This is a genomic window from Caenimonas sedimenti (genome assembly GCF_007833165.1).
GTDB classification, from domain to species: domain Bacteria; phylum Pseudomonadota; class Gammaproteobacteria; order Burkholderiales; family Burkholderiaceae_C; genus Ramlibacter; species Ramlibacter sedimenti.
Map to the genome: position 1 here is coordinate 59,699 of NZ_VOBQ01000004.1, position 20,074 is coordinate 79,772.

A 20,074-nucleotide genomic window follows, 5' to 3' on the forward strand; every position below is an offset into this window, starting at 1 on the left:
GCGCCCCCATCCCAACCTTCCCCCGGAGGGGGAAGGAGCCATACCTAGATCTCCACCGTCACCGGCGCGTGATCGCTCGGCTGCTTCCACTTGCGCGGCACCCGGTCGATCGAACATGACTTCACCAGCGGCTTCAGTGGTTCGCTCACCAGGATGTGGTCGATGCGCAGGCCCCGGTTCTTCTGGTAGCCCAACATGCGGTAGTCCCACCAGCTGAAGCTTTTCTCCGGCTGCTCGAACAGGCGGAACGCATCGGCCAGCCCGAGGGCGAGCAGCTGCCGGAAGTGGTCGCGCTCCTCGGTCGTGTGGTGGATGGTCTCGCGCAGGCCTTCGGGGTCGTAGGAGTCGCGATCCTCTGGCGTGATGTTGAAGTCGCCCAGCAGCACCAGGTTCGGGTGCCGAGCCAGTTCCGCCTGAAGGTAGGACTGCAGCCCCCGCAGCCAGTTCATCTTGTAGGCGAACTTGTCGGTGCCCGGCGACTGGCCGTTGACGAAGTAGCCGTTGACCAGCCGGATTTCGCCCTGCGGCGTGTCCAGCGTCACCGAGAGCACCCGCGAGCTGTCGTCCTCGAAGCCGACGATGTTTTTCACCACGTCGCGGACCGGCATCCGGCTCATCACCGCGACACCGTTGTACGTCTTCTGGCCGAACACGGCACAGTGTTCGTACCCGGCGGCGCGGATGGCGTCGAGCGGGAACTTGTCGTCGGTGAGCTTCAACTCCTGCAGGCACAGCACGTCGACCGGGTTGGCCGCCGTCCAGTCCAGCACGTGCTGCAGCCGGGCCGTGAGCGAGTTGACGTTCCAGGTCGTGATCTTCATACGTGCACGACCGCCAGGGCGCCGATGCCCAGGCCGATGGCGCCCAGCGCGAACATGCCGTATTCCAGCCACTTCTTGCGTGTCAGCAGCGCGATGGCGGCCAGGGCAATCGACACTTGCAGCGCCGTCGTCGCCTGGGCCCAGCGGTGGTGCAGGTGCATCTGGTCGTCGCTGCGCTTGTCCCAGTCCTTCGCCTCGGCCTCCACCTTCTCGGCCTGGGCCTGGATCTCCTTCTCGCCCTCGTAGCGGTCGATCTTGGCCTGGTATTTCTCCTTGTCGGCCGCCACCGGGGCGAGATCACGCGAGACTTCGGCCAGCGACTGCTTCGTGCTCTTCGCCTGGAAGTAGTTCCACTGGTTGGAGGCCTCGGTCTTCTTGATGGCCGCGTTGTTCTTGTAGAGGCCGGCGTTCGCCTGGGTCGCACCGCCCATGTAGGCGAAGATGGCGCCCACCGTGGCGATCACCGCGGTGAACAGCGCGATCTGGTTGGTCATGCTGCCGCCGGCGATGCCGTGGTGCGACTTGTCGCCTTGCGCCGCATGCTCGCGCGCATGCTCCAGTTCGTGGTCATGGGGTCCGTGCACGTGGAAGGCTCCGCCTGACATGTCATTGCCTCTTTTTTGAAGTGTTGGTGTAGGTCACGAAACTGAAGGCCAGGCCATTGCGCGAGGTGTGGCGTTCGCGCGCGGTCTCCTGCCACTCCGGACCCAGCTCGGGTGCGAAGGCGTCGCCTTCGAAATCGGCTTCGATCTCGGTCACCAACGCGCTGTCAGCCAGCGGCAGGGCCTGCCGGTAGATCTCCGCGCCGCCCAGCACCCAGGCCTCCGGCACGCCCGCGCACAGGCGCACCGCTTCCTCGAGCGACGCCGCGGGCAAGGCACCCTCGGCCCGCCAGCCAGCCTGCCGGGTGACCACGATATTCGTGCGGCCGGGCAGAGGCCGGAATTTCTCCGGCAGCGAATCCCAGGTCTTGCGGCCCATGATGACGTGGTGGCCCATGGTGACCTGCCGCAGGTACGCCATGTCTTCGGGCACCCGCCAGGGGATGGTGTTGTCCTTGCCGATGACGCCGTTGGCCGCGCGGCCGAAGATCAGGTTCAGTTTCATGCGAGCGCATTCTCCACCCGCCGGCGGGTGGCCCGGTAAAGGGGATGTTCGATGGTGCGGTAGTGCAGCCAGGCAGCCAGCGTCACCAGGGCCAGGCTGGCCGCCCAGAGCGCCCAGGCGAAGTGACCGGGCCAGCCGAGCGCGCGAGGGATGAAATACAGCAGCACCAGCAGCAGGATGTGGCCGAGGTACAGCGCATACGACGCGTCGCCCAGCCGGGCCAGCGCCAGCGGAAACGTGCGCACGGGCGGCGGCGCCAGCAGCGCGCTCACGACCAGGGCCGCCGACATGCCGCCGAACAGCAGGACCCGCAACGGCGCGTGGACGAATTCGGCCAGGCCATGCTGGTACAGCTCGGCCCCGAAGTGGGCCGCTGCCGCCAGGCCCGCGAACACCGCCGCGGCCACGGGCCAGGGCCAGAGCGCGAGGCGCGGGCGGGCACGCACCAGGTCGCACAGCAGGAAGCCCGCGATGAATTCCAGCACGAAGGGCGACGCGACGTAGAGCTGGAAAACGTTCAGGTCCTGGTAGCGCGGAACGCTGTACCGTCCCATCGAGGCTTCGTAGGCCATCGTCGCCAGCACGAGCAACGCCCACGCGGCCAGTGCCTTGCGCAGCGCCGGGCGGGGCAGCCACAGGAGCAGGCCGATCACCAGGTAGAAGTAGATCTCCATGCTCAGCGTCCACAGGATCGGCAGGACGTAGCTCACCACATCGGTGAGCGGCAACAGCAGGAACGAACCCAGCACGTTCTTGTCGGCGAGTGGCCAGTCCCACCAGTGGAAGGCGGCGAGGTAGGCGAAGAAGATCGGCCACCAGCCCACGTAGATGCGGCACAGGCGCACGGCGATGAAACGCTTGACGGCGGCGGCCCCGGCAACGAACCCGCGGGTGTTCTCCGCGATCACCGCCCCGCTGATCACGAAGAAGAGATCGACCCCGGCGAATCCCAGCAGGAAGGTGCCGCGCAGCCATGAAGGCCATTCCGGCTGGTATTCCGGCGGCACCACGATCGGCTGCAGCATGTGGAACAGGACGACCCACAGCGCCGCGGCGAAGCGCAGGATCTGGATGTTCTGGACCATGCGGGCGGCGAGCCGCGCGTCAGACCGCGACCGGCGCCTTGATCGCCCCGTGGCACTGGTAGTCCAGCACCTCGAAGTCCTCGTACTGGTAGTCGAGGATGGAGGCCGGCTTGCGCTTGATGTTCAGCGTCGGGTAGGGGTAGGGCGCGCGGCTCAACTGCAGTTCCACCTGCTCGTGGTGGTTGCTGTAGATGTGGCAGTCGCCGCCGGTCCAGACGAAGTCGCCCACCGCCAGCTCGCACTGCTGCGCGATCATGTGCGTGAGCAAGGCATAGCTGGCGATGTTGAAGGGCACGCCCAGGAAGATGTCGGCGCTGCGCTGGTACAGCTGGCAGGAGAGCTTGCCGTCCGCCACGTAGAACTGGAAGAAGGCGTGGCAGGGCGCCAATGCCATCTTGGGGAGGTCCGCCACGTTCCAGGCGCTCACGATGATGCGCCGCGAATCGGGGTTGGTCTTGATGGTGTGGATCGCCTGTGCGATCTGGTCGATGTGCCCGCCGTCCGGCGTCGGCCAGCTGCGCCATTGCACACCGTAGACCGGGCCCAGGTCGCCGTCCTCACGGGCCCATTCGTCCCAGATCGTCACGCCGCGCTCGCGCAGCCAGTTGTTGTCGCTGGAGCCCTGCAGGAACCAGAGCAGCTCGACGATGATGGACTTGAGGTGGACCTTCTTGGTGGTCACCAGCGGGAAGCCCTCGTTCAGGTCGAACCGCATCTGGTGGCCGAACACGCTGCGCGTGCCGGTGCCGGTGCGGTCGGTCTTGGGCGTGCCATGCGCGTAGACATGGCGCATGAAGTCTTCGTATTGAGTGCGGACGGGGCGGTCGGTGGCCATGCCGGATTATCGCAACGAGCCCAGCACGCGGCCGGGGTTGAGCAGATTCCCCGGGTCCAGCGCCAGCTTGATGGCCCGCATCATCCCCAGCGCCACCGGCGACTTGTGGTGCGGAAGCTTCTCGGCCTTCAACAGGCCGATGCCGTGTTCGGCGGAAATCGAGCCGTCGAACTTCTGCACCTGGTCATAGACCAGCGTGTTCACTTCGATCTCGCGCTCGCTCAGGAAGGCCGCCGCATCCCCGCCTTCCGGCGCCTGGACGTTGTAGTGCAGGTTGCCGTCACCGAGGTGGCCGAAGTTCACCAGGCGCACCCCCGGGATGTGGCTGGTCAGCAGCGCCCCTGTTTCGGAACAGAACTGCGGAATGCGCGACACGGGAATCGAGATGTCGTGCTTGATGTTCAGGCCTTCGTCGGCCTGCGCCAGGGGAATGGACTCGCGCACGTGCCAGAGCTGGCGTGCCTGCGCGATGTTCTCGGCCACCACGGCATCGGTGACCAGGCCTTGCTCCAGCGCGGTTTCCAGCAGGCGCTCGAACTGCGCGCGGGCATGCGCTTCCGATTCCTGGTCGGCGTTTTCCAGCAGCACGCAGAACGGCGTCTCCTGAAGGAAGGGCACGCGCTGCTGCGGATAGTGCTTCGCCACCAGCGACAGTGCGAACTGCCCCATCACCTCGAAACCGGTGAGGGAGGCACCCAGGGTCTGCTGCGCGAGACCCAGCAGGCTGACCGCGGCCTCCAGCGACGGCACCGCCGCCCAGGCCGTGAGCGTCGCCGCGGGCAGGGGGTAGAGCTTCATCGTCGCGCCGGTGATCACGCCAAGCGTGCCTTCGCTGCCGATGAACAGGTCGCGCAGGTCGTAGCCGGTGTTGTCCTTGCGCAGCCCGGAGAGGCCGTCCCAGATTTCGCCCTGCGCCGTGACCACTTCCAGCCCCAGGCAGAGGTCGCGCGTGTTGCCGTAGCGCAGCACCTGCGTGCCGCCCGCGTTGGTGGCGAGGTTGCCGCCGATGGTGCAGCTGCCCTCGGCCGCCAGGCTGAGGGGAAACAGGTGGCCCGCCGCCTCCGTGACCTCCTGCAGGTTCTGCAGCACGCAGCCGGCGTCCGCCGTCACGGTCATGTTGGCGGGATCGATGTGGCGGACCTGGTTCATCCGCTTCAGGCTCAGCACGACTTCCCGTCCGGAGGCGTCGGGCGTGCTGCCCACGACCATGCCGGTATTGCCGCCCTGCGGGACGATGGGCGCGCCGGCTTCGGCGCAGGCCCGCACGACAGCGGCCACCTCCTGCGTGGAGGCTGGCCGCACCACGGCCAGCGCCTTGCCGCGCATCCGCTTGCGCCAGTCCTGCTCGTAGGCCGCGAGGTCGCCCTCGGTGAGAACGTGGGCGTCACCCACGGCGGCGCGCAGCCGCGCAATCAGATCAGTCATGGTGTTTTCCGCAATCGTTGGCGCACGTGCAGCACGCACGCCGTGAACAGGACGAGGCACAGCACGACTTCGACGATCGCGAGCACGGCACTCGTGCCTCGGTCGCTCGTCGCGCGGACCGCGCCTTCGATGAAATAGATCCACACCAGCAGGCTCATCCAGCGGTAGGTGTAGAGGCGCATGCGCAGCAGCCCGCCGAGCGGAATGCACAGGGGCAGCACCTTGATCGCGAGCCAGGTACCGCCCGGCCGCAGCGGCGCCAACCAGAGCTCCCAGGCCACGCCCAGGGCGATCAGACCCAGCACGCTGCCGACGGCGAGCCAGCGGGTGGCTTCCACGGCGGGTGAGGCCGCGACGGCAACTTCGGAGGAGGGCATAGATCGAATGGCATCATAGCGGCCACATGAACATGGGCCGACTGCTTGCCGTCCTGGGGCGCTTCCCCTGGTGGACGACGCTCCTCACCCTGCGCGAACGCTTTCGCGAGGACCGGCTCGGCATGTCCGCGAGCAGCCTGACCTTCACCACCACCATCGCGCTGGTGCCGTTCTTCACGGTGGTGCTGGCCGTGTTCACTGCGTTCCCCATGTTCGGCAAGCTGCAGGCGGGCGTGCAAGCCTGGCTGGTGCAAAGCCTGGTGCCCGACGCGATCTCGCGCCAGGTGCTGGGTTACCTGACGCAGTTCGCCGGCAAGGCCAGCCGCCTGGGCAGCGTCGGCCTGGCGGTCCTGCTGGTCACCGCGCTGGCGCTCGTGCTGACGATCGACCGCACCCTGAACGGCATCTGGCGCGTCCGCCGGGTGCGCCCGCTGCCCCAGCGCGTGCTGATCTACTGGGCCGCCATCACGCTGGGCCCCCTGTTGCTGGCCGCCAGCCTGAGCACCACGTCGTACGTGCTGTCGGCCTCGCGCGGACTGGTGGGTGCGCTCCCGGGCGGCCTCACGCTGCTGCTGGACCTGTTCGAGTTCGTCATGGTCGCGGCGGCGCTGAGCGCGCTCTACCGGTTCGTGCCGAACACGCCGGTGCGCTGGGCGCACGCCTTGGCCGGCGGGGTGTTCGGCGCGCTGGGCATGGAAATCGCCAAGCGCCTGCTCGCCTGGTACCTGAGCCTGGTGCCGACGTATTCGATGGTGTATGGCGCCTTCGCGACGCTGCCCATCCTGCTGGTGTGGATCTACATGGCCTGGGCGATCGTGCTGCTGGGCGCCGTGATCGCGGCTTACCTGCCCAGCCTGCTGGCTGGCGCGCGGCGGCACGGCGGTGGCCCGGGCTGGCCCTTCCAGCTCGCGCTCGAGGTGCTGCAGCACCTGGAACGGGCGCGCGTCGGCGCGCGCCGCGGCATGAGCGCGACCGAGCTGGCCGATGCCCTGGAGGTGGACCCGCTGCAGCTCGAACCGGTGCTGCAGACGCTGGTGCAGCTGGACTGGATCGGACGCCTCAACGAGGTCGACGACCAGGAGGGCACCCGTTTCGTGCTGTTGGCTGACGCGGAGTCGACGGCGCTCGAGCCCTTGCTGCGGCACCTGTTGCTGCCATCGTCACCCGCCACCGAGAAACTCTGGACCAGTGGGCGGCTTTCGTCGGTGTACCTGAAGGACGTGCTGTGATCGCGTTGCCGGCCTTGCCCTCCACCCTGGAGGTGATCGAGGCGCATGCCCTGCGGCAGCCGGCCGCGCCGGCGTTGCATGAAGGCTCCTTGCACCTGGATTTCGCCGGCTTGGACCGGGCGCTGCGCAACTGCGCGACCGAGTTGCATCGGCTCGGCATCCGCCGCGGCCACCGGGTGGCGGTGGGCGGCCCGGGCTTCGCGCGGCAACTCATCGTGGTGCTCGCATGCGAGGCGCTCGGCGCCGCCACCGCTTCGTTCCTCGGGGAGGGCGACCCGGACGCGCCCGAGCTGTTCGCGCTGGTCGACTGGGTGGTGGCTGGCGTACCGCAGGCCGTGCCGGGCTCACGCTTCGTGCTGATCGACGACGCGTTCCTGCAGCCGTTTTTCACCCAGGTTCCGCCGGCCAGCCGCATCCGCACCGAGCTCGCGTTGCATGAACTGCAGCGCATCGCGCGCACTTCCGGCTCCAGTGGCAAGTCGAAATTCATCGCGATATCGCGCCAGGCCCAGGAAGGTTGGGTGGCCGGCACGCTTGATCTGTCCCATTTCGTCCCGTCCTCGCGCCTGCTCGTGTGCGGCCCGCTCGTCATGAATGCGGCCCTGGCACGCAGCAGCCGCTGCCTGCGCGCCGGAGGCCTGGTGATGGTGGGCGGAGGTGCCGAATTGCCCACCCTGGCGCCAACCGACGTCTGGGGCCTGCCGCTGCACCTGGAGCGCCTGCTGGATGAAGCGCCGGCGGGCTACAGGGCGCCCCATCCCGTGTCGGTCACGACCGTGGGAGGCGCGCTGCGCGCCGACTTGCGGGTGCGGATCGAGCAGGCTTTCGGCGCCCTGGTGGTCAATCGCTACGGCAGCAACGAGGCCGGCTCGGTGTGCTACGAGATGGACGCTCAGGGCGTGGGCTGGCTGAGTCCCGCAGTCGAAGTGCGCATCCTGGACGCCGAGGGCGCCGAGGTTGCGCCCGGCGGCTATGGCGCCATCGCGCTGCGCACCCCCTCGATGGCCGACGGTTACCTGGGCCAGCCGGAGGAGGTGAACCAGGCATTCCGTGGTGGCTGGTTCCACAGTGCCGATGTCGGGGCCGTCGTGGGGCCGCGGCGGCTGCACTTGCTGGGACGCCAGGACGACCTGATCAATGTCGCCGGCATCAAGCTGCCCGCCTCGCGCGTGGAGGAGGACTTGCGGCGGCTGGCGCTCGGTGAGTGCACGGTGCTGGCCGTGAACGGCTCGAGCGCGTCCGCCGCGGCGGTCGGCGTGGCGGTCGTGTTGACGCCCGGCGTGACCCAGGCTGAAGCCGTGCGGCGCATCGCCGAGGTCTTGCAGCCGGTGCAGCCAGCGTCGGTTCGCGTGCTGTTCGTTTCCGGCCTGCCCCGCCTGCCCAACGGCAAGCCGGACCGCATGGCGCTGCTGCGGCTGTTTGCCTAGAACGGGATCTTGCCCGTCCAGATGTCCTTGTACATCGCCCAGTCGCCCATGAAGCTGTAGAGCGGCCGCTTGAAGCTGGCGGGCTTGTTCTTCTCGAAGCCGAAGTGGCCGGCCCAGGCGAAGCCATAGCCGAACAACAGCCCGGCCAGCAGCCACCAGGCGTTGGCCGTGACCACCATGGTCACCAGGCAGGCCAGCGACAGGCTGCAGCCCACGAAGTGCAGCCGCCGGCAGGTGCGGTTGCTGTGCTCGCGCAGGTAGAACGGGTAGAAGTCCGCGAAGGTCTGGAAAGACCGGGGATCGATCTCGGTGGCGGTGCTGCTCATCGAATGTCTCCTGGTGCCTGTGGGCGAAGTTTAGGCCACTGAGAAGGGCGCCTTCAAGAACCCGCGGAACCGCGCGCGGCCGCCGCGCGTCGGCGCTTCGGTGAGACGGTAACGCGGGAAGCGCGCGAGAAATCGCCCGATGGCCACCCGGCCTTCCAGCCGCGCCAGGCTCAGGCCCGCGCATTGGTGGATGCCGAAGCCGAAGGCAAGATGGCGGTTGTTCACCCGCGCCAGATCCAGCACGTCGGGCGTGGAGAACTGCGCCGGGTCCCGGTTGGCCGCCGCGATGCACAGCGTGACCAGCGCGCCTTCCGGCAGTGCCACGCCGCCGACCTCGCAAGCGCGGACTGCCCGGCGGTTGCCGAGCTGGTTGGACGACTCGAAGCGCAGGAACTCATCGACGGCCACCGTGAGCAGGGGCTCCAGCGCGTCCCAGTCCGGCCGGGGGCCGAGACGCTCCAGCAGCCACGCCTTTTGCGCCGGCCATTCTTCCAGGGCGACCAGCGCATTGCCGATGAGGTTGGTGGTGGTTTCGTGACCTGCATTGAGGATGAAGATGCAGTTCTGCAGCAGTTCCACTTCGCTCAGCTGCTCGCCGTTCTCGCCCTCGATCAGGCGCGTGAGCACGTCGTGCTCGGGATCCAGCGGCACCTGGCGGCGCTCGGCGACCAGGCCTCTCAAATAGCCGAGGAACTCGGTGACGCTGCGGTTGCCCAGCGCTTCCTGCTCGGGTGTCAGCTTCGGTTCCAGCGCGCCCAGGATGGCCAGCGACCAGGCGCGCAGCGGTTCGCGGTCGGCATGCGGCACCCCCAGCAGGTTGCCGATGACTTCCACCGGGATGGCGGAGGCGAAGTCCTCGATCAGGTCGCCGCCGCCTTTCGCTTCGATGCCGTCCAGCAGGCCTTCGACGAGCATGATCAGGCCCGGCTCCATCGCGGAGATGGCGCGGCGGGTGAGTGCGCCCATGATCAGCTTGCGCACGCGCGTGTGCAGCGGCGGGTCGTTGAACACCAGGCTGGTGGTGTGGTGCTCCAGCAGCGCGGAGGCGGCTCCATACTTGGGCGTGAACTCGACCTTCTTGTCGGAGCTGAAGGCCTGCGCGTCGCGGTAGACCGCGACCAGGTCCGCATGGCGCGTGAGGAAGTACGAGCCGTCCGGCATCTGCCGCACCGGCTGCGTCTCGCGCAGCGCCGCGTACACGGGATAGGGGTTGGCGTAGAAGTCGGCGGGCAGGGCGCGCAGGTCGAGCCCGGCGGCAATTTCGCGCGCGCGCTCGGGCGTCATGGCGGGCGTGATGGACGGCATGGCGGGATTGTGCCGCGCCGCGCTCAGGGCTGGAGCGGTCGCAGCTGGTCGTCGGCCAGCCCGACCAGCAGGGCCCGGCCGTCGGGCAGGACGCGGAATTCGCCGAAGCGCGCGCGTTCGAAGCGCGCGGCCTCGCCTTCACGGAAGAACCAGGCGTCGGTGACCAGGATCCAGCGCCCGTCCTTGGGCGTGAGCTCGATCCGGAATTCGCCGGCAGCCAGCGCTTCACCGGGCCGGGCGATGCGCGAGAGCTGCGCCACGCCGCGGGCATCGCGGCTGGCCACGGCGTGGGGCCGGCGGCCGCCCGCCAGCGGGGGCAACTCGCCGGCGGCCGCACCCGGCACGTTGAACGCCAGGCGCATGAAGTCGCCCTGCATCAGGGAGCGCGGGTCCACCGGCGCGAGCGCGACGTAGACCTTGTCACCTTGCGCGATCAGGCGTTCCTTCTGCCAGATGGAGAGGTTGGCCGCCGCCAGCACCAGCACGGCGGTCACGAGAACGAGAACCGGCCCGCGGCGCAGCTGCGGCGCAGGCGCGGCACCCGTCGCGCGCGGCCCACGGCCCGCCCACCAGGCGGCTGCGGCCAGCGCGGCGCCGGCTGCGGCCAGCACGATCGCCTTGAGCGCGAGCGGCCAGGCGAGCTGGTAGTAGAACGCGCCGACGATCCACGCGGCCGCGAGCGCCGCGGCACCGGCCAGGCGCCAGCGCTGCGAGGTCGCGGTCAGCACCAGCGCGAGCAGCACGGCGCCCAGGGCCGGCAGGAAGAAGGCGAGCACCGCGAGGACGATTCCCGCCAGCGCCGCGGCCGGCCGCCGCAGCGTCGCCCAGCGCCGGCCCGCCAGCACCACCGCGGCGGCCGCGAGCGAGAACGAGATCGCCTGCATGGCCGCGCCCATGGCCGACCAGCCGCTGCCGTCCGCGATGCCGCGGAATCCGCCGAGGTTGCCCGCCACGAACATCGTGATGCCGGATTGCACAGCCAGCCCGGCGAGCACCGGCAGCAACCATCCCGCCGCGACGGATTCCACCAGGGCGGCTTGCCGCGCCCGCTCGCCGGATGCCAGCACACGCTGCTGCAGCCACAGCGCCGCCGCCCAGGCGGCCAGCGTGCCGTGCAATGCCAGCCAGAAGCTGTCCAGCTCGCCGCCCCGGCCGACGTGCTCGAACGGCACGATCACGCCCATGAACGCGGCAGCGGCGGCCGCCCCGAGCAGCACCCGCAGCCACGGCCGGTCCAGCAGCGCGCACAGGCCGAGTGCCACGGCGCAGAGCAAGCCGGCTGCCGGCGCATCCGGCAGGTCGCGGAAGAAGGCCATGGCCAGGCAGCCGCCGCCCACCACCAGCGCCGGCATCGCCAACTGCTCGACGAAGGTCGGCAACTCGCGTGCCCGCAGCAGCACGACGGCCGCCGCGAGCAGCAGCACACCGACGAAGTAGGCCCCGGCGCTGTTGGCGATCAGCCCGCCCAGCAGCAGGCCGGCGACGCCGAGCAGCGGCACGGCCGCCAGCCAGGCCCCCAGGGCAATCAGCAGCACGACCGGCCAGGGCCGGGATTCTTGCGGTGGCAGGGCGGCGCCTGCCGGCAGCACACCACGGTCGGCGGCGGCCTGAAGAAGCTCGTCCATGTTCGTGTTCATTCCACATGCTCCCCACGGGCGCGCGCCAGCCGCAGGATGAGGCTGACCGAAGCGGCCAGCAGCCCCGCGGCAGCGAGGCCGAGCAGCAGCAACCGGCCCACCCAGTCACCGCCGCCTATGTCGAACATGGCCCGGCCCATGCCGGCGACCAGCAGGGTGTCGAGACCCAACGCGACCGCGCTGAGCAGGAAGATGTCGAAGGCGCCGCGCAGCGCGAGTGCCGCCGCGGCGGCGCAGAAGGCGAGCACGCCCAGTGCGTACATGCCTCCCACGTCGCGCAGGAACAGCCCCCCGATGGACGTCATCGTGATTCCGACCACGGCCAGCGTGCCGGCCGTTCGCAGGGCCCAGGGGCCCGCGCCGGTGAAGCGCCGCGCCCAGGGACCGAGCGCGGCCACCACGATGCCCATGGCGGCCCAGGCAGCGGCATAGACCCCCAGGTCCTGCCGCTCCATCCGCCACCGGTGGCCCGTGTGCGCCTGGACCCAGAGCGAGATGCCGGTCACCGCGACCAGGGCCCAGGGCGCCCAGACCACATCGCTGCGAACGCCCAGGCACAGGGGGAGGGTCAAAAGCGCCCAGACGGCGAACAGCTGCCACGGGTCGGCGCCGGTCTGGTAAGTCTGGCCGAAGTACGCGAACAGGCCGCCGGTGGCCAGCAAGGCCATCAGGCCGAGCGGGGGCGCCAGCCGCGGCCGCAGCGCCGCACCGACGCCGAAGGCGAGCACCAGCGCCTGCAGCAGGCCGAACCGGCCTGCGCGCCCCAGGGTGTCCCAGTTGGCGGCCAGCCAGAGGATCAGGCCCAGGCCGCCGAGCGCCGCGCCCGTGACGGCCACCGCGGGCCAGAGCCAGCGGCGTACCGCCGGGGGCTCGTCCGCCAGGCCGGCCAGCGCGAAAAGGTTTCGCGTGGCGCCGGCATCGAGTGCATGGCGATCGGCCAGTTGGTACAAGGCCAGGCGCAGGTTCATGGGATCACCTCCTGGGCCGGGATCTTGCCCTGCCACGGCCGATGTGCCCCTGGGCGGAGGCGGAAGTGGCGCCCGGCGCCCGCTTCGGGCGCATCCGGCGATACCGGCGCGCGCCTCAGCGCAGGAAATCCTTCAACGCGAACAGCACCTCGTCGGGCGCCTCGTTCATCATCTGGTGGCCCCCCTGCACGACGACCGTGCGGCCGTCGCGCGCCTTCGCCTGCAGCGACGCCGCGGCCTTGGGCGGCGTCATCGCGTCGCGCGCGCCCAGCACGAACAGCACGGGGCACTGCACGCGCGCCATCGCCTCCTCGCCGCCGCGGTAGCTGTCGCAGGCGACGAAGCCGCGGTGGAACACGTTCACTTCCTTGTTGCTGGCCAGCACGCGCTTCTTCAGGGCCCGCGACGCGCCGTAGATCCAGGTGCCCGGCCCCAGCGCCGAGGGCGGCGGCGCCAGCATGGAGTGCGAGAACACGTTGTCCATCTCGATGGCCTTCATGGGGTCGTTCAGCGAGTTCTCCAGCAGCGCGGCCGAGACCCGCATCGGATAGGCGGTACCCACCATGGCCAGCTGCGAGACCTTCTCCGGCGCGCGGGCCGCGGCTTCCATGGCGGTGAGCGAGCCGAAGCTGTGCCCGACCAGCGCGGCCTTCTGAAGGCCGGCGGCGTCCAGCAGTGCCACCACGAAGTCGGCCGCCTCCTCCACCGAGCGCGGCGGCTCACCGCGGCTCCTGCAGTGCCCCGGCAGGTCGGGCGCCAGCACGTTCCAGCCGTGATGGGCGAAGTAGCGTGTCTGCAGGATCCACACGCTGTGGTCGTTCAGCACACCGTGCACGAACACCACGGTGGGCTTGGCGGCATCGAACGGCTTGCCGCCCGTGTAGCAGAAGGTCTGGTGCCCGCGGACGGTGAGTTCCATGCTCAGCTCCCCGCCTTTTCGGCCGACTTCAACGCGCGCTTTAGGTCGTCGATGATGTCGTCCGGGTCTTCCAGGCCGATCGACAGGCGGATCGTGCCTTCGGTGATGCCCGCGCCGGCGAGCGCTTCGCTGCTCATGCGGAAGTGCGTGGTGCTGGCCGGGTGGATCACCAGGGAGCGGCAGTCGCCCACGTTCGCCAGGTGGCTGAACAGCTTGAGCGCCTCGATGAACTTCTTGCCCTGTTCGCGGTTGCCCTTCATGTCGAAGCTGAACACGGAGGACACGCCCTTGGGCAGCAGTTGCTTCGCCAACGCGTGGCTGGGATGCGATTCCAGCAAGGGATGGCCGACCCGCGCGACGAAATCGTGCGCCGCGAGGAACTCCACCACCTTGCGGGTGTTGCTCATGTGCTTTTCCATGCGCAGCGGCAGCGTCTCGATGCCCTGCAGGATCACCCAGGCCGTGTGCGGGCTCATGCAGGCGCCGAAATCCCGCAGGCCTTCGCGGCGCGCGCGCAGCAGGAAGGCGCCGACGGTGGACTCCTCGCTGAAGACCATGTTGTGGAAGCCGTCGTAGGGGGCCGTCAGCTCGGCGAATTTCCCCGAGGCCTCCCAGTCGAAGCTGCCGCCGTCGACCACCACCCCGCCGATCACCGTGCCATGGCCCGACAGGAACTTGGTGGCGGAGTGGTAGACGAGGTCCGCGCCCAGCTCGAAGGGCTTCATCAGGTAAGGGGTGGTAAACGTCGAGTCCACCAGCAAGGGCAACCCCGCGTCATGCGCCACCTGCGAGACGGTCGGGATGTCGAGCACGTCCAACCCCGGGTTGCCCACGGTCTCGCCGAACAGCAGCTTGGTCTCGGGCCGGATGGCCGCCCTCCAGCCGTCGATGTCGCCCGGCTTGACGAAGGTGGTCGAGATGCCGAAACGCCGCATCGTGTAGTGCAGCAGGTTCTGGGAGCCGCCATACAGCGCGGTGCTGGCGACAATGTGCGAACCCGCGCCCATGAGGGTGGCGATCGCCAGGTGCAGCGCCGCCTGCCCGCTGGCGGTGGCGATCGCGCCGATGCCGCCTTCCAGCGCCGCCACCCGCTGCTCCAGCACCGCGTTGGTGGGGTTGCTGATGCGCGAGTAGACGTGCCCGGAACGCTCCAGGTTGAACAACGCGGCCGCGTGGTCACTGGACTCGAACACAAAGGAAGTGCTCAGGTGGATGGGGACGGCGCGGGCGCCGGTCGTCGGGTCCGGCGCGGCGCCCGCGTGGAGCGCGAGCGTGTCGAAGCCGGGGTCGGAATAGCCGGGCATGGGGGGAAATCTCCTGTGGCTGTCCTCTATGGAACTGCCCGGCATTGTGGGCTATATTCTTTTCAACGGCCGGCGCATTGAGACCGGGCCCCAGGAGAATCCCATGAAGGTCAGCGACATCCTGCGCGTCAAGGGCGGCACGCTTTTCACGGTGTCCCCCGACGAGCCGTTGACCCGCGCCATCGACGCCATGGCCGAGAAGGACATCGGCTCGCTGGTGGTCATGGAGCATGGCGACCTGGTGGGCATGCTGACCTTCCGCGAAGTGATCCAGTGCATCGTCGCCAACAAGCACGTCGTCGGCAACGCCACGGTGCGCTCGGCGATGGACGACCACCCGCTCACCTGCACGCTGGAAACCGAGCTCGACGAGGTCCGCCGCATGATGCTGGACCGGCACGCGCGCTACATGCCCGTGATGGACAAGCGCGTGCTGATGGGCGTGATCAGCTTCTACGACGTCGCCAAGACCGTGGTGGACAGCCAGAACTTCGAGAACCGCATGCTCAAGGCGTACATCCGCGACTGGCCGGCCGCCGAAGACCAGCAGCCTTCGGCGCAGCTCTGAGCGGGCTGTTCCGCCTGTTGGCGGCTGCCGTTGGGGCCGCGGCCGGGCTGGTGCCCTTCGCGGCTTCGGCCCAGGCCTTGTGCCCGGGCAGTACCGTCAGATTCATCGTTCCTTTTCCCGGCTCCGGCTCCTCCGCCGACGGCATCGCGCGTGCCGTGGCGGCGAAGCTGGGCGAGGCCTGGGGCAAGAATGTGATCGTGGACAACCGGCCCGGGGCCGGCGGAGTCGCGGCGAACCAGCTCGTGGCGGCGGCGTCCCCGGACGGGTGCACTATCGCGCTGGTGACTGCGGCCATCGGCATCAACCCGGCGCTGATGAAAAAGAAGCTGCCGTACGACACGCTCAAGGACCTCACGATGCTCGGCGTGATGGTCGACGTTCCGCTGGGATTGTTCGCCCATGCCTCATTGCCGGCGAAGACCGTGCCGGAGCTGATCGCACTCGCCAAGGCGCAGCCGGGCAGCATGACCTACGCCACGCCTGGCGTCGGCACCGGATCCCACCTCGCCGGTGAATTGCTGGCGCACAAGACCGGGACGCAACTGCTCCACGTGCCCTACAAGAATGCGGCTTCGGCGGAACTGGATCTGCTTGCCGGCCGCGTGTCGCTGATGTTTGCCGCGGTCTCCTCCGAGGTGGAGCAGGTGAAGGCGGGCAGGCTGCGCCTGGTCGCCGTCACCGGCGACAAGCGCCTGGCCGGCTTCCCTGATGTGCCGGCGATCGGCGAGTCCGTACCTGGCTACAGCATGGGCAGCTACTTCGGGGTCATCGGGCCGGGTGGCATGGACAAGGCGCTGGCCGGGCGGATCTCACTGGACATCGCCCAGGCTTTGCAGACGCCCGAGCTCCAGCGGCAGCTCGCCGCGCGGCAACTGGTGGCTGTCGGCTCCTCGCCCGAGGCTTTCGAGCGCCTGGTGCGCAAGGAAATGCAGGAGATGGGGAAGCTCGTCGAAAGCGCGGGCATTCGCATCGATTGAGAAGAACCAGGCGGTGAATGGCTGGGTCTGCTTCGGCTGACGTTCATGTCGGCAGCGATGCCATGACCCGGCCGCGGCGTGGCGACTATGGTGAGTCCTTCGCAACGAAAGGAATTGAAATGAACGATCCCGAGAAGAAGACGGCAGGCAAGGCAGCGGGCGCCGTGGGCGGGGCGGCGGCCGGTGGCGTGGTGGGCGGGGCAACCGCCGGCGCCCTGGCGGGCGGTGTGACCGGGCCGGTGGGCGCCGCGATCGGCGCGGCCGTCGGCGCCGTCGCCGGTGCCGTCATGGCGCGGAAGGCGGACCCCGCCATCGAAGACAGCTACTGGCGCGAGAACCACCAGACCCGGCCGTACGCCAGCAAGGACGTCGGCTTCGACCACTACCAGCCCGCGTACCGGGCCGGTGTCGAATCCTACAACCGCAACCCGAGCCGCACGTTCGACGAGATCGAGCCGGAACTGGGCCGCGACTGGAGCCGTGCGCGCGGCAGCTCGTCGCTGGAGTGGGAGCATGCCCGGCCGGCGGCGCGCGACGCCTGGGAGCGGGTGAGCAATGCGGCCGAGCGTGCCATCCCCGGCGACTCGGACAAGGACGGCCGCTGACGCGGTGAGCCGGGGCCGCCCCGGGCCGGAGTGGTCCCGCACCTGACCAGTGCGGCCGTGGCCGGATCTGCCAAGATGCTGCATGGACGCCGCCGTCGCTGCCTGGATCGCCAAGCTCCTGCGCGGGGTGGAATTGCCGCCGGCCGGCCAGGAGGCCGCCAACCGCATGGCACTCGAAGGCTTGACCTGGCGGGCCATGGCGGACGGAAGGCACGAATTGCGGCTGCGAACCCTGGAGATCGCTTCGATCCAGCTGGCCTCCGGGCCGCACACCATGGCGCTGGGCCGCCTGGTCGTGCAGGGGCTCGTGGGTCAGCTGCGCCTGGACGGAGCCAAACCTGAACTGATCGCGCTGGAGGCTGCCAGCGCCGAGCTGACGGATCTGGCGCTGCAGGGGCCGCTCAGCTTTTCGGCGCCAGCCGGTGCCGGCCCCTGGAAGCTCGGCCCACTCGCCGAAGCGAATGGCACCGTCCGAGCCGAGATCATCGACGCGCACCTCCTGTTCGACGCCGACGTGACGGTGCCGGTCCGGCACGGCCGGATCGATTTCAAGGACGCTACCGTCGAGCATGTGGGCCCGGACTCCCGCATGGGCGTGAGCCGGCTCGGGATCTACGTCGACGCGCCGAACGGCCGCAGCTACCTGTACCAGTTCCCGGTGACACCGCTGACCGGGGTGGAGTTCGAGGAGCGCGGCGCGCTGCTGGGCGCGGTCTCGGACCGCGGGGCCCTCCTGCTGCAGGCGTTCGCGGAGGCGACGATGAGCCAGGCGCTCCACGGACCCGGCCTGGGCCTGACCGCGCAGGCGCGCCAGATCCTGGACCGGACCGCGATCGAAGGCGAGGTGCGGCTGGGCGACGGGGCGCTCGCCATGCCGGGCCTGGAGGCCGAATTCACCGGGCGTGCCCAAGGCCGCAACGCGGTTCGCCTGCATTCGGAGGCGGTGGGTCGCGGCGTCACTTGCGACATTCCCTCGCTGGCGGTCCGGCAGGTGTTCGCGAAGATCGGCGGCGCGCCTTTCCGCTGCGACGACATCGCGGGTGCCATGCTGCTGCGGCTGTCGGTGGCCGGGACGACGTTGAATGGCAAGACCACCTGGCCGAAGCTCGAACTTCGAGGGCTGCGCTACGCGGGCGACACGTCGTCGCGCTAACCGAGCGCGTTGTGGATCACCTCCCGCAGCCGCGGATAGATCTGCCCGTTCCACTTGCGTCCGCTGAACACCCCGTAGTGCCCCACGCCCGTCTGGATGTGATGCACCTTCATGTAGGGGCGGATGCCCGTGCACAGGTCCTGCGCGGCCACGGTCTGGCCCACCGCGCAGATGTCGTCCCGCTCGCCTTCCACCGTGAACAGCCAGGTCCGGCGGATCGCCTCCGGCCGCACGGGCCGTCCGCGCCAGGTGAGTTTGCCGGCGGCGAGATCGTAGGTCTGGAACACCTTTTCCACCGTCTCGAGATAGAACTCCGCCGGCAGATCGTTCACGGCGAAGTACTCGTCGTAGAACACGCGGATCACGTCGGCCTTGTCGACCTCGCCGTCCACCAGGTGCTGGTACAGGTTGCGGAACTGCTGCTGGTGCCGCTCGAGGTTCATGCTCATGAAGGCACTGAGCTGCACGAAGCCGGGATAGACGCGCCGCAGGTGACCCCTGTGCGGCGGCGGGACGTGGGAGATCAGGTTCTTCTCGAACCACCCGATCGGCTTGCTGGTGGCCAACTGGTTCACGCCCGTCGGGTTCACACGGCAATCCACCGGGCCGGCCATCAGCGTCAGGCTGGCGGGCTGGGCGGGGTCGCCGTCTTCGGCGAGCAGCGCTGTCGCCGCGAGTGCCGCGACGCAAGGCTGGCAGACTGCCACCACATGCGCGCCGGGCCCGATGTGCCGCAGGTACCGCATCATGTAGTCGACGTAGTCATCGAGGCCGAAGCCGCCTTCGCGCAGGGCGACGTCGCGCGCGTTGTGCCAGTCGGTGATGTAGACGTCGTGGTGCTGCAGCAGGGTGCGCGCTGTTTCGCGCAGCAGGGTCGAGAAGTGGCCGGAGAGCGGGGCCACCAGCAGTACCGGCGGCTGGCCGGTGACGCCGGTCTTGCGGAACCGCAGCAGCGTGCCGAAGGGCAGGGTGAGCGCCTGTTCCTCGACCACCGGGATGTCCTGCTCGCCGGAGCGGACGGTGTGGATGCCGTACGCCGGCCGGCTGTGGGTGAGGCGCATGCGTGAGAACACGTCGAGCGCCGCGGAGATCTTGCGCAGCGGCCAGCCCTCCGTGTTGCCGAACCAGAACAGCGCGCTCTGGTGCTGCGCGAACAGTCGCAGCGGTGAGAGCAGGTCCGTCTGGGCCTGGTAGGCGTGATAGAGCATGCGTGGCCTTCCGCCGGTGAATGCACCAAGGCAGGCAAGTTGCGGGCCAGGGTTCAGACCAGGGCGCACCGGACTGGCACAACGCTTGCGTGATGCCCTGCCAAGGGGACGACACGGCCCCGCATTGGAGCTCGCACCCATGGCCAAGGCCGTCCTGACGATCAGCAGCAAGAACTACGGCGCCTGGGCCCTGCGGGGCTGGCTCATGGCCCGGCTGGCCGGCCTGGATTTCACCGAGAAGGTGATTTCCCCGGATGACCCGGCGATGAAGGCCGAAATGCTGCTGCTCTCTTCGTCGGTGCTGGTGCCGGCGCTGAAGCACAACGGCATCGAGGTCTGGGACTCGATGGCCATCGGCGAATACCTGAACGAGATCAAGCCGAAGGCGGGCCTGATGCCGGCCGACCCCAAGGCGCGGGCGCACTGCCGCTCGATCTGCGGCGAGATGCATTCGGGCTTCGCCTCCATGCGCGGGGCCTTGCCGATGAACATCAAGGCCCGCTTTCCCAACTTCAAGATCTGGTCACGCGCCCAGGCCGACATCGACCGGGTGCTGGCGATCTGGAAGGACTGCTTCGGCAAGTACGGCGGCCCTTTCCTGTTCGGCAAGCAGCCCTGCATCGCGGATGCGATGTACGCGCCGGTGGTGACGCGGTTCCTCACCTACGACGTGGCGCTGGACAAGGCTTGCGCGGCCTATTGCAAGCGCGTCATGGAACTGCCCGCGATGCAGGAATGGGTCAGCGCCGCGCAGAAGGAGCCGGACGAAATCGACGAGTTGGACGCCGAGTTTTGAGC

Annotated in this window: 21 protein-coding genes; 7 read left to right on the forward strand and 14 right to left on the reverse strand. The window is 69.1% G+C overall.

The window, feature by feature from the left end:
- Positions 1–44 precede the first annotated feature (44 nt).
- The 7 genes from xth to FN976_RS04930 are packed head-to-tail and all read right to left on the reverse strand — an operon-like array spanning position 45 to position 5,650.
- Positions 45–821, reverse strand: a complete 777-nt coding sequence (gene xth / locus FN976_RS04900; protein ID WP_145891587.1) for an exodeoxyribonuclease III — start codon at positions 819–821, stop codon at positions 45–47.
- A complete protein-coding gene (locus FN976_RS04905; RefSeq protein ID WP_145891589.1) occupies positions 818–1,426 on the reverse strand; it encodes a DUF4337 domain-containing protein in 609 nt (202 codons plus the stop codon). The genes xth and FN976_RS04905 overlap by 4 nt, the downstream gene beginning before the upstream one ends.
- A 1-nt stretch (position 1,427) precedes the next feature.
- Complete coding sequence (locus FN976_RS04910; protein WP_145891591.1) at positions 1,428–1,928, reverse strand: dihydrofolate reductase; 501 nt, start codon at positions 1,926–1,928, stop codon at positions 1,428–1,430.
- Positions 1,925–3,013 carry an acyltransferase family protein gene (locus FN976_RS04915; protein ID WP_145891593.1) on the reverse strand — a complete coding sequence of 363 codons (1,089 nt, stop codon included), beginning with the start codon at positions 3,011–3,013 and terminating at the stop codon, positions 1,925–1,927. Before FN976_RS04915 ends, FN976_RS04910 begins: the two co-directional genes overlap by 4 nt.
- 19 nt (positions 3,014–3,032) lie before the next feature.
- Positions 3,033–3,848 carry a thymidylate synthase gene (locus tag FN976_RS04920; protein ID WP_145891594.1) on the reverse strand — a complete coding sequence of 272 codons (816 nt, stop codon included), beginning with the start codon at positions 3,846–3,848 and terminating at the stop codon, positions 3,033–3,035.
- A 6-nt stretch (positions 3,849–3,854) separates the two neighbouring features.
- Entirely contained in the window at positions 3,855–5,273 is a 1,419-nt protein-coding gene (locus FN976_RS04925) for an FAD-binding oxidoreductase (RefSeq protein WP_145891596.1), read from the reverse strand.
- A complete protein-coding gene (locus FN976_RS04930) occupies positions 5,270–5,650 on the reverse strand; it encodes a DUF2069 domain-containing protein (protein ID WP_145891598.1) in 381 nt (126 codons plus the stop codon). The genes FN976_RS04925 and FN976_RS04930 overlap by 4 nt, the downstream gene beginning before the upstream one ends.
- Before the next feature lie 26 nt (positions 5,651–5,676).
- Between FN976_RS04930 and FN976_RS04935 the strand changes: the two genes are divergently transcribed.
- Entirely contained in the window at positions 5,677–6,879 is a 1,203-nt protein-coding gene (locus FN976_RS04935) for a YihY family inner membrane protein (protein ID WP_145891600.1), read from the forward strand.
- Positions 6,876–8,306 carry a class I adenylate-forming enzyme family protein gene (locus tag FN976_RS04940; RefSeq protein ID WP_145891602.1) on the forward strand — a complete coding sequence of 477 codons (1,431 nt, stop codon included), beginning with the start codon at positions 6,876–6,878 and terminating at the stop codon, positions 8,304–8,306. The genes FN976_RS04935 and FN976_RS04940 overlap by 4 nt, the downstream gene beginning before the upstream one ends.
- On the opposite strand, the gene FN976_RS04945 is transcribed toward FN976_RS04940, so the two are convergent.
- The 6 genes from FN976_RS04945 to FN976_RS04970 form a co-directional block, all read right to left on the reverse strand.
- Positions 8,303–8,632: an Mpo1-like protein gene (locus FN976_RS04945; RefSeq protein ID WP_145891604.1), complete on the reverse strand. Its 330-nt coding sequence runs from the start codon at positions 8,630–8,632 to the stop codon at positions 8,303–8,305. The genes FN976_RS04940 and FN976_RS04945 overlap by 4 nt on opposite strands.
- 30 nt (positions 8,633–8,662) lie before the next feature.
- Positions 8,663–9,937, reverse strand: a complete 1,275-nt coding sequence (locus tag FN976_RS04950; RefSeq protein WP_145891607.1) for a cytochrome P450 — start codon at positions 9,935–9,937, stop codon at positions 8,663–8,665.
- A gap of 23 nt (positions 9,938–9,960) precedes the next feature.
- A complete protein-coding gene (locus tag FN976_RS04955) occupies positions 9,961–11,562 on the reverse strand; it encodes a GDYXXLXY domain-containing protein (RefSeq protein WP_255440134.1) in 1,602 nt (533 codons plus the stop codon).
- Between the two features lie 8 nt (positions 11,563–11,570).
- Entirely contained in the window at positions 11,571–12,542 is a 972-nt protein-coding gene (locus FN976_RS04960) for a DUF2157 domain-containing protein (protein ID WP_145891611.1), read from the reverse strand.
- Between the two features lie 115 nt (positions 12,543–12,657).
- Positions 12,658–13,461 (reverse strand): alpha/beta fold hydrolase, encoded by an 804-nt coding sequence (locus FN976_RS04965; RefSeq protein ID WP_145891613.1) that lies wholly within the window; start codon positions 13,459–13,461, stop codon positions 12,658–12,660.
- Between the two features lie 2 nt (positions 13,462–13,463).
- Positions 13,464–14,765, reverse strand: coding sequence for an O-acetylhomoserine aminocarboxypropyltransferase (locus tag FN976_RS04970; protein ID WP_145891615.1), 1,302 nt, complete (start codon positions 14,763–14,765; stop codon positions 13,464–13,466).
- A 103-nt stretch (positions 14,766–14,868) separates the two neighbouring features.
- Here FN976_RS04970 and FN976_RS04975 point away from each other — a divergent pair, with 103 nt between their 5' ends.
- The 4 genes from FN976_RS04975 to FN976_RS04990 all read left to right on the forward strand — a co-directional run bounded on the left by FN976_RS04975 (position 14,869) and on the right by FN976_RS04990 (position 18,068).
- The gene (locus FN976_RS04975) at positions 14,869–15,333 is read left to right on the forward strand and encodes a CBS domain-containing protein (protein ID WP_145891617.1); all 465 of its coding nucleotides are present in this window, start codon (positions 14,869–14,871) and stop codon (positions 15,331–15,333) included.
- Between the two features lie 17 nt (positions 15,334–15,350).
- On the forward strand, positions 15,351–16,310 hold the full coding sequence (locus FN976_RS04980) for a Bug family tripartite tricarboxylate transporter substrate binding protein (protein WP_186510749.1): 960 nt from the start codon (positions 15,351–15,353) through the stop codon (positions 16,308–16,310).
- Positions 16,311–16,429: 119 nt separating this feature from the next.
- Positions 16,430–16,915 (forward strand): glycine zipper domain-containing protein, encoded by a 486-nt coding sequence (locus tag FN976_RS04985; RefSeq protein WP_145891621.1) that lies wholly within the window; start codon positions 16,430–16,432, stop codon positions 16,913–16,915.
- An 82-nt stretch (positions 16,916–16,997) separates the two neighbouring features.
- Positions 16,998–18,068 carry a hypothetical protein gene (locus tag FN976_RS04990; protein ID WP_145891623.1) on the forward strand — a complete coding sequence of 357 codons (1,071 nt, stop codon included), beginning with the start codon at positions 16,998–17,000 and terminating at the stop codon, positions 18,066–18,068.
- On the opposite strand, the gene FN976_RS04995 is transcribed toward FN976_RS04990, so the two are convergent.
- Positions 18,065–19,276 (reverse strand): polyhydroxyalkanoate depolymerase, encoded by a 1,212-nt coding sequence (locus FN976_RS04995; protein ID WP_145891625.1) that lies wholly within the window; start codon positions 19,274–19,276, stop codon positions 18,065–18,067. The two genes, FN976_RS04990 and FN976_RS04995, sit on opposite strands and share 4 nt — an antisense overlap.
- A 139-nt stretch (positions 19,277–19,415) precedes the next feature.
- Between FN976_RS04995 and FN976_RS05000 the strand changes: the two genes are divergently transcribed.
- Entirely contained in the window at positions 19,416–20,072 is a 657-nt protein-coding gene (locus FN976_RS05000) for a glutathione S-transferase (RefSeq protein ID WP_145891628.1), read from the forward strand.
- Positions 20,073–20,074 lie beyond the last annotated feature (2 nt).

Excerpts from the sequence above, each read along its gene's own strand:
- FN976_RS04960 (WP_145891611.1), bottom strand. The coding sequence starts at position 12,542 with ATGAACCTGCGCCTGGCCTTGTACCAACTGGCCGATCGCCATGCACTC.
- FN976_RS04965 (WP_145891613.1), bottom strand. The coding sequence starts at position 13,461 with ATGGAACTCACCGTCCGCGGGCACCAGACCTTCTGCTACACGGGCGGC.
- FN976_RS04985 (WP_145891621.1), top strand. The coding sequence starts at position 16,430 with ATGAACGATCCCGAGAAGAAGACGGCAGGCAAGGCAGCGGGCGCCGTG.
- FN976_RS04975 (WP_145891617.1), top strand. The coding sequence starts at position 14,869 with ATGAAGGTCAGCGACATCCTGCGCGTCAAGGGCGGCACGCTTTTCACG.
- xth (WP_145891587.1), bottom strand. The coding sequence starts at position 821 with ATGAAGATCACGACCTGGAACGTCAACTCGCTCACGGCCCGGCTGCAG.
- FN976_RS05000 (WP_145891628.1), top strand. The coding sequence starts at position 19,416 with ATGGCCAAGGCCGTCCTGACGATCAGCAGCAAGAACTACGGCGCCTGG.
- FN976_RS04955 (WP_255440134.1), bottom strand. The coding sequence starts at position 11,562 with ATGGACGAGCTTCTTCAGGCCGCCGCCGACCGTGGTGTGCTGCCGGCA.
- FN976_RS04945 (WP_145891604.1), bottom strand. The coding sequence starts at position 8,632 with ATGAGCAGCACCGCCACCGAGATCGATCCCCGGTCTTTCCAGACCTTC.
- FN976_RS04930 (WP_145891598.1), bottom strand. The coding sequence starts at position 5,650 with ATGCCCTCCTCCGAAGTTGCCGTCGCGGCCTCACCCGCCGTGGAAGCC.
- FN976_RS04925 (WP_145891596.1), bottom strand. The coding sequence starts at position 5,273 with ATGACTGATCTGATTGCGCGGCTGCGCGCCGCCGTGGGTGACGCCCAC.
- FN976_RS04990 (WP_145891623.1), top strand. The coding sequence starts at position 16,998 with ATGGACGCCGCCGTCGCTGCCTGGATCGCCAAGCTCCTGCGCGGGGTG.
- FN976_RS04995 (WP_145891625.1), bottom strand. The coding sequence starts at position 19,276 with ATGCTCTATCACGCCTACCAGGCCCAGACGGACCTGCTCTCACCGCTG.
- FN976_RS04935 (WP_145891600.1), top strand. The coding sequence starts at position 5,677 with ATGAACATGGGCCGACTGCTTGCCGTCCTGGGGCGCTTCCCCTGGTGG.
- FN976_RS04970 (WP_145891615.1), bottom strand. The coding sequence starts at position 14,765 with ATGCCCGGCTATTCCGACCCCGGCTTCGACACGCTCGCGCTCCACGCG.
- FN976_RS04910 (WP_145891591.1), bottom strand. The coding sequence starts at position 1,928 with ATGAAACTGAACCTGATCTTCGGCCGCGCGGCCAACGGCGTCATCGGC.
- FN976_RS04905 (WP_145891589.1), bottom strand. The coding sequence starts at position 1,426 with ATGTCAGGCGGAGCCTTCCACGTGCACGGACCCCATGACCACGAACTG.
- FN976_RS04950 (WP_145891607.1), bottom strand. The coding sequence starts at position 9,937 with ATGCCGTCCATCACGCCCGCCATGACGCCCGAGCGCGCGCGCGAAATT.
- FN976_RS04920 (WP_145891594.1), bottom strand. The coding sequence starts at position 3,848 with ATGGCCACCGACCGCCCCGTCCGCACTCAATACGAAGACTTCATGCGC.
- FN976_RS04915 (WP_145891593.1), bottom strand. The coding sequence starts at position 3,013 with ATGGTCCAGAACATCCAGATCCTGCGCTTCGCCGCGGCGCTGTGGGTC.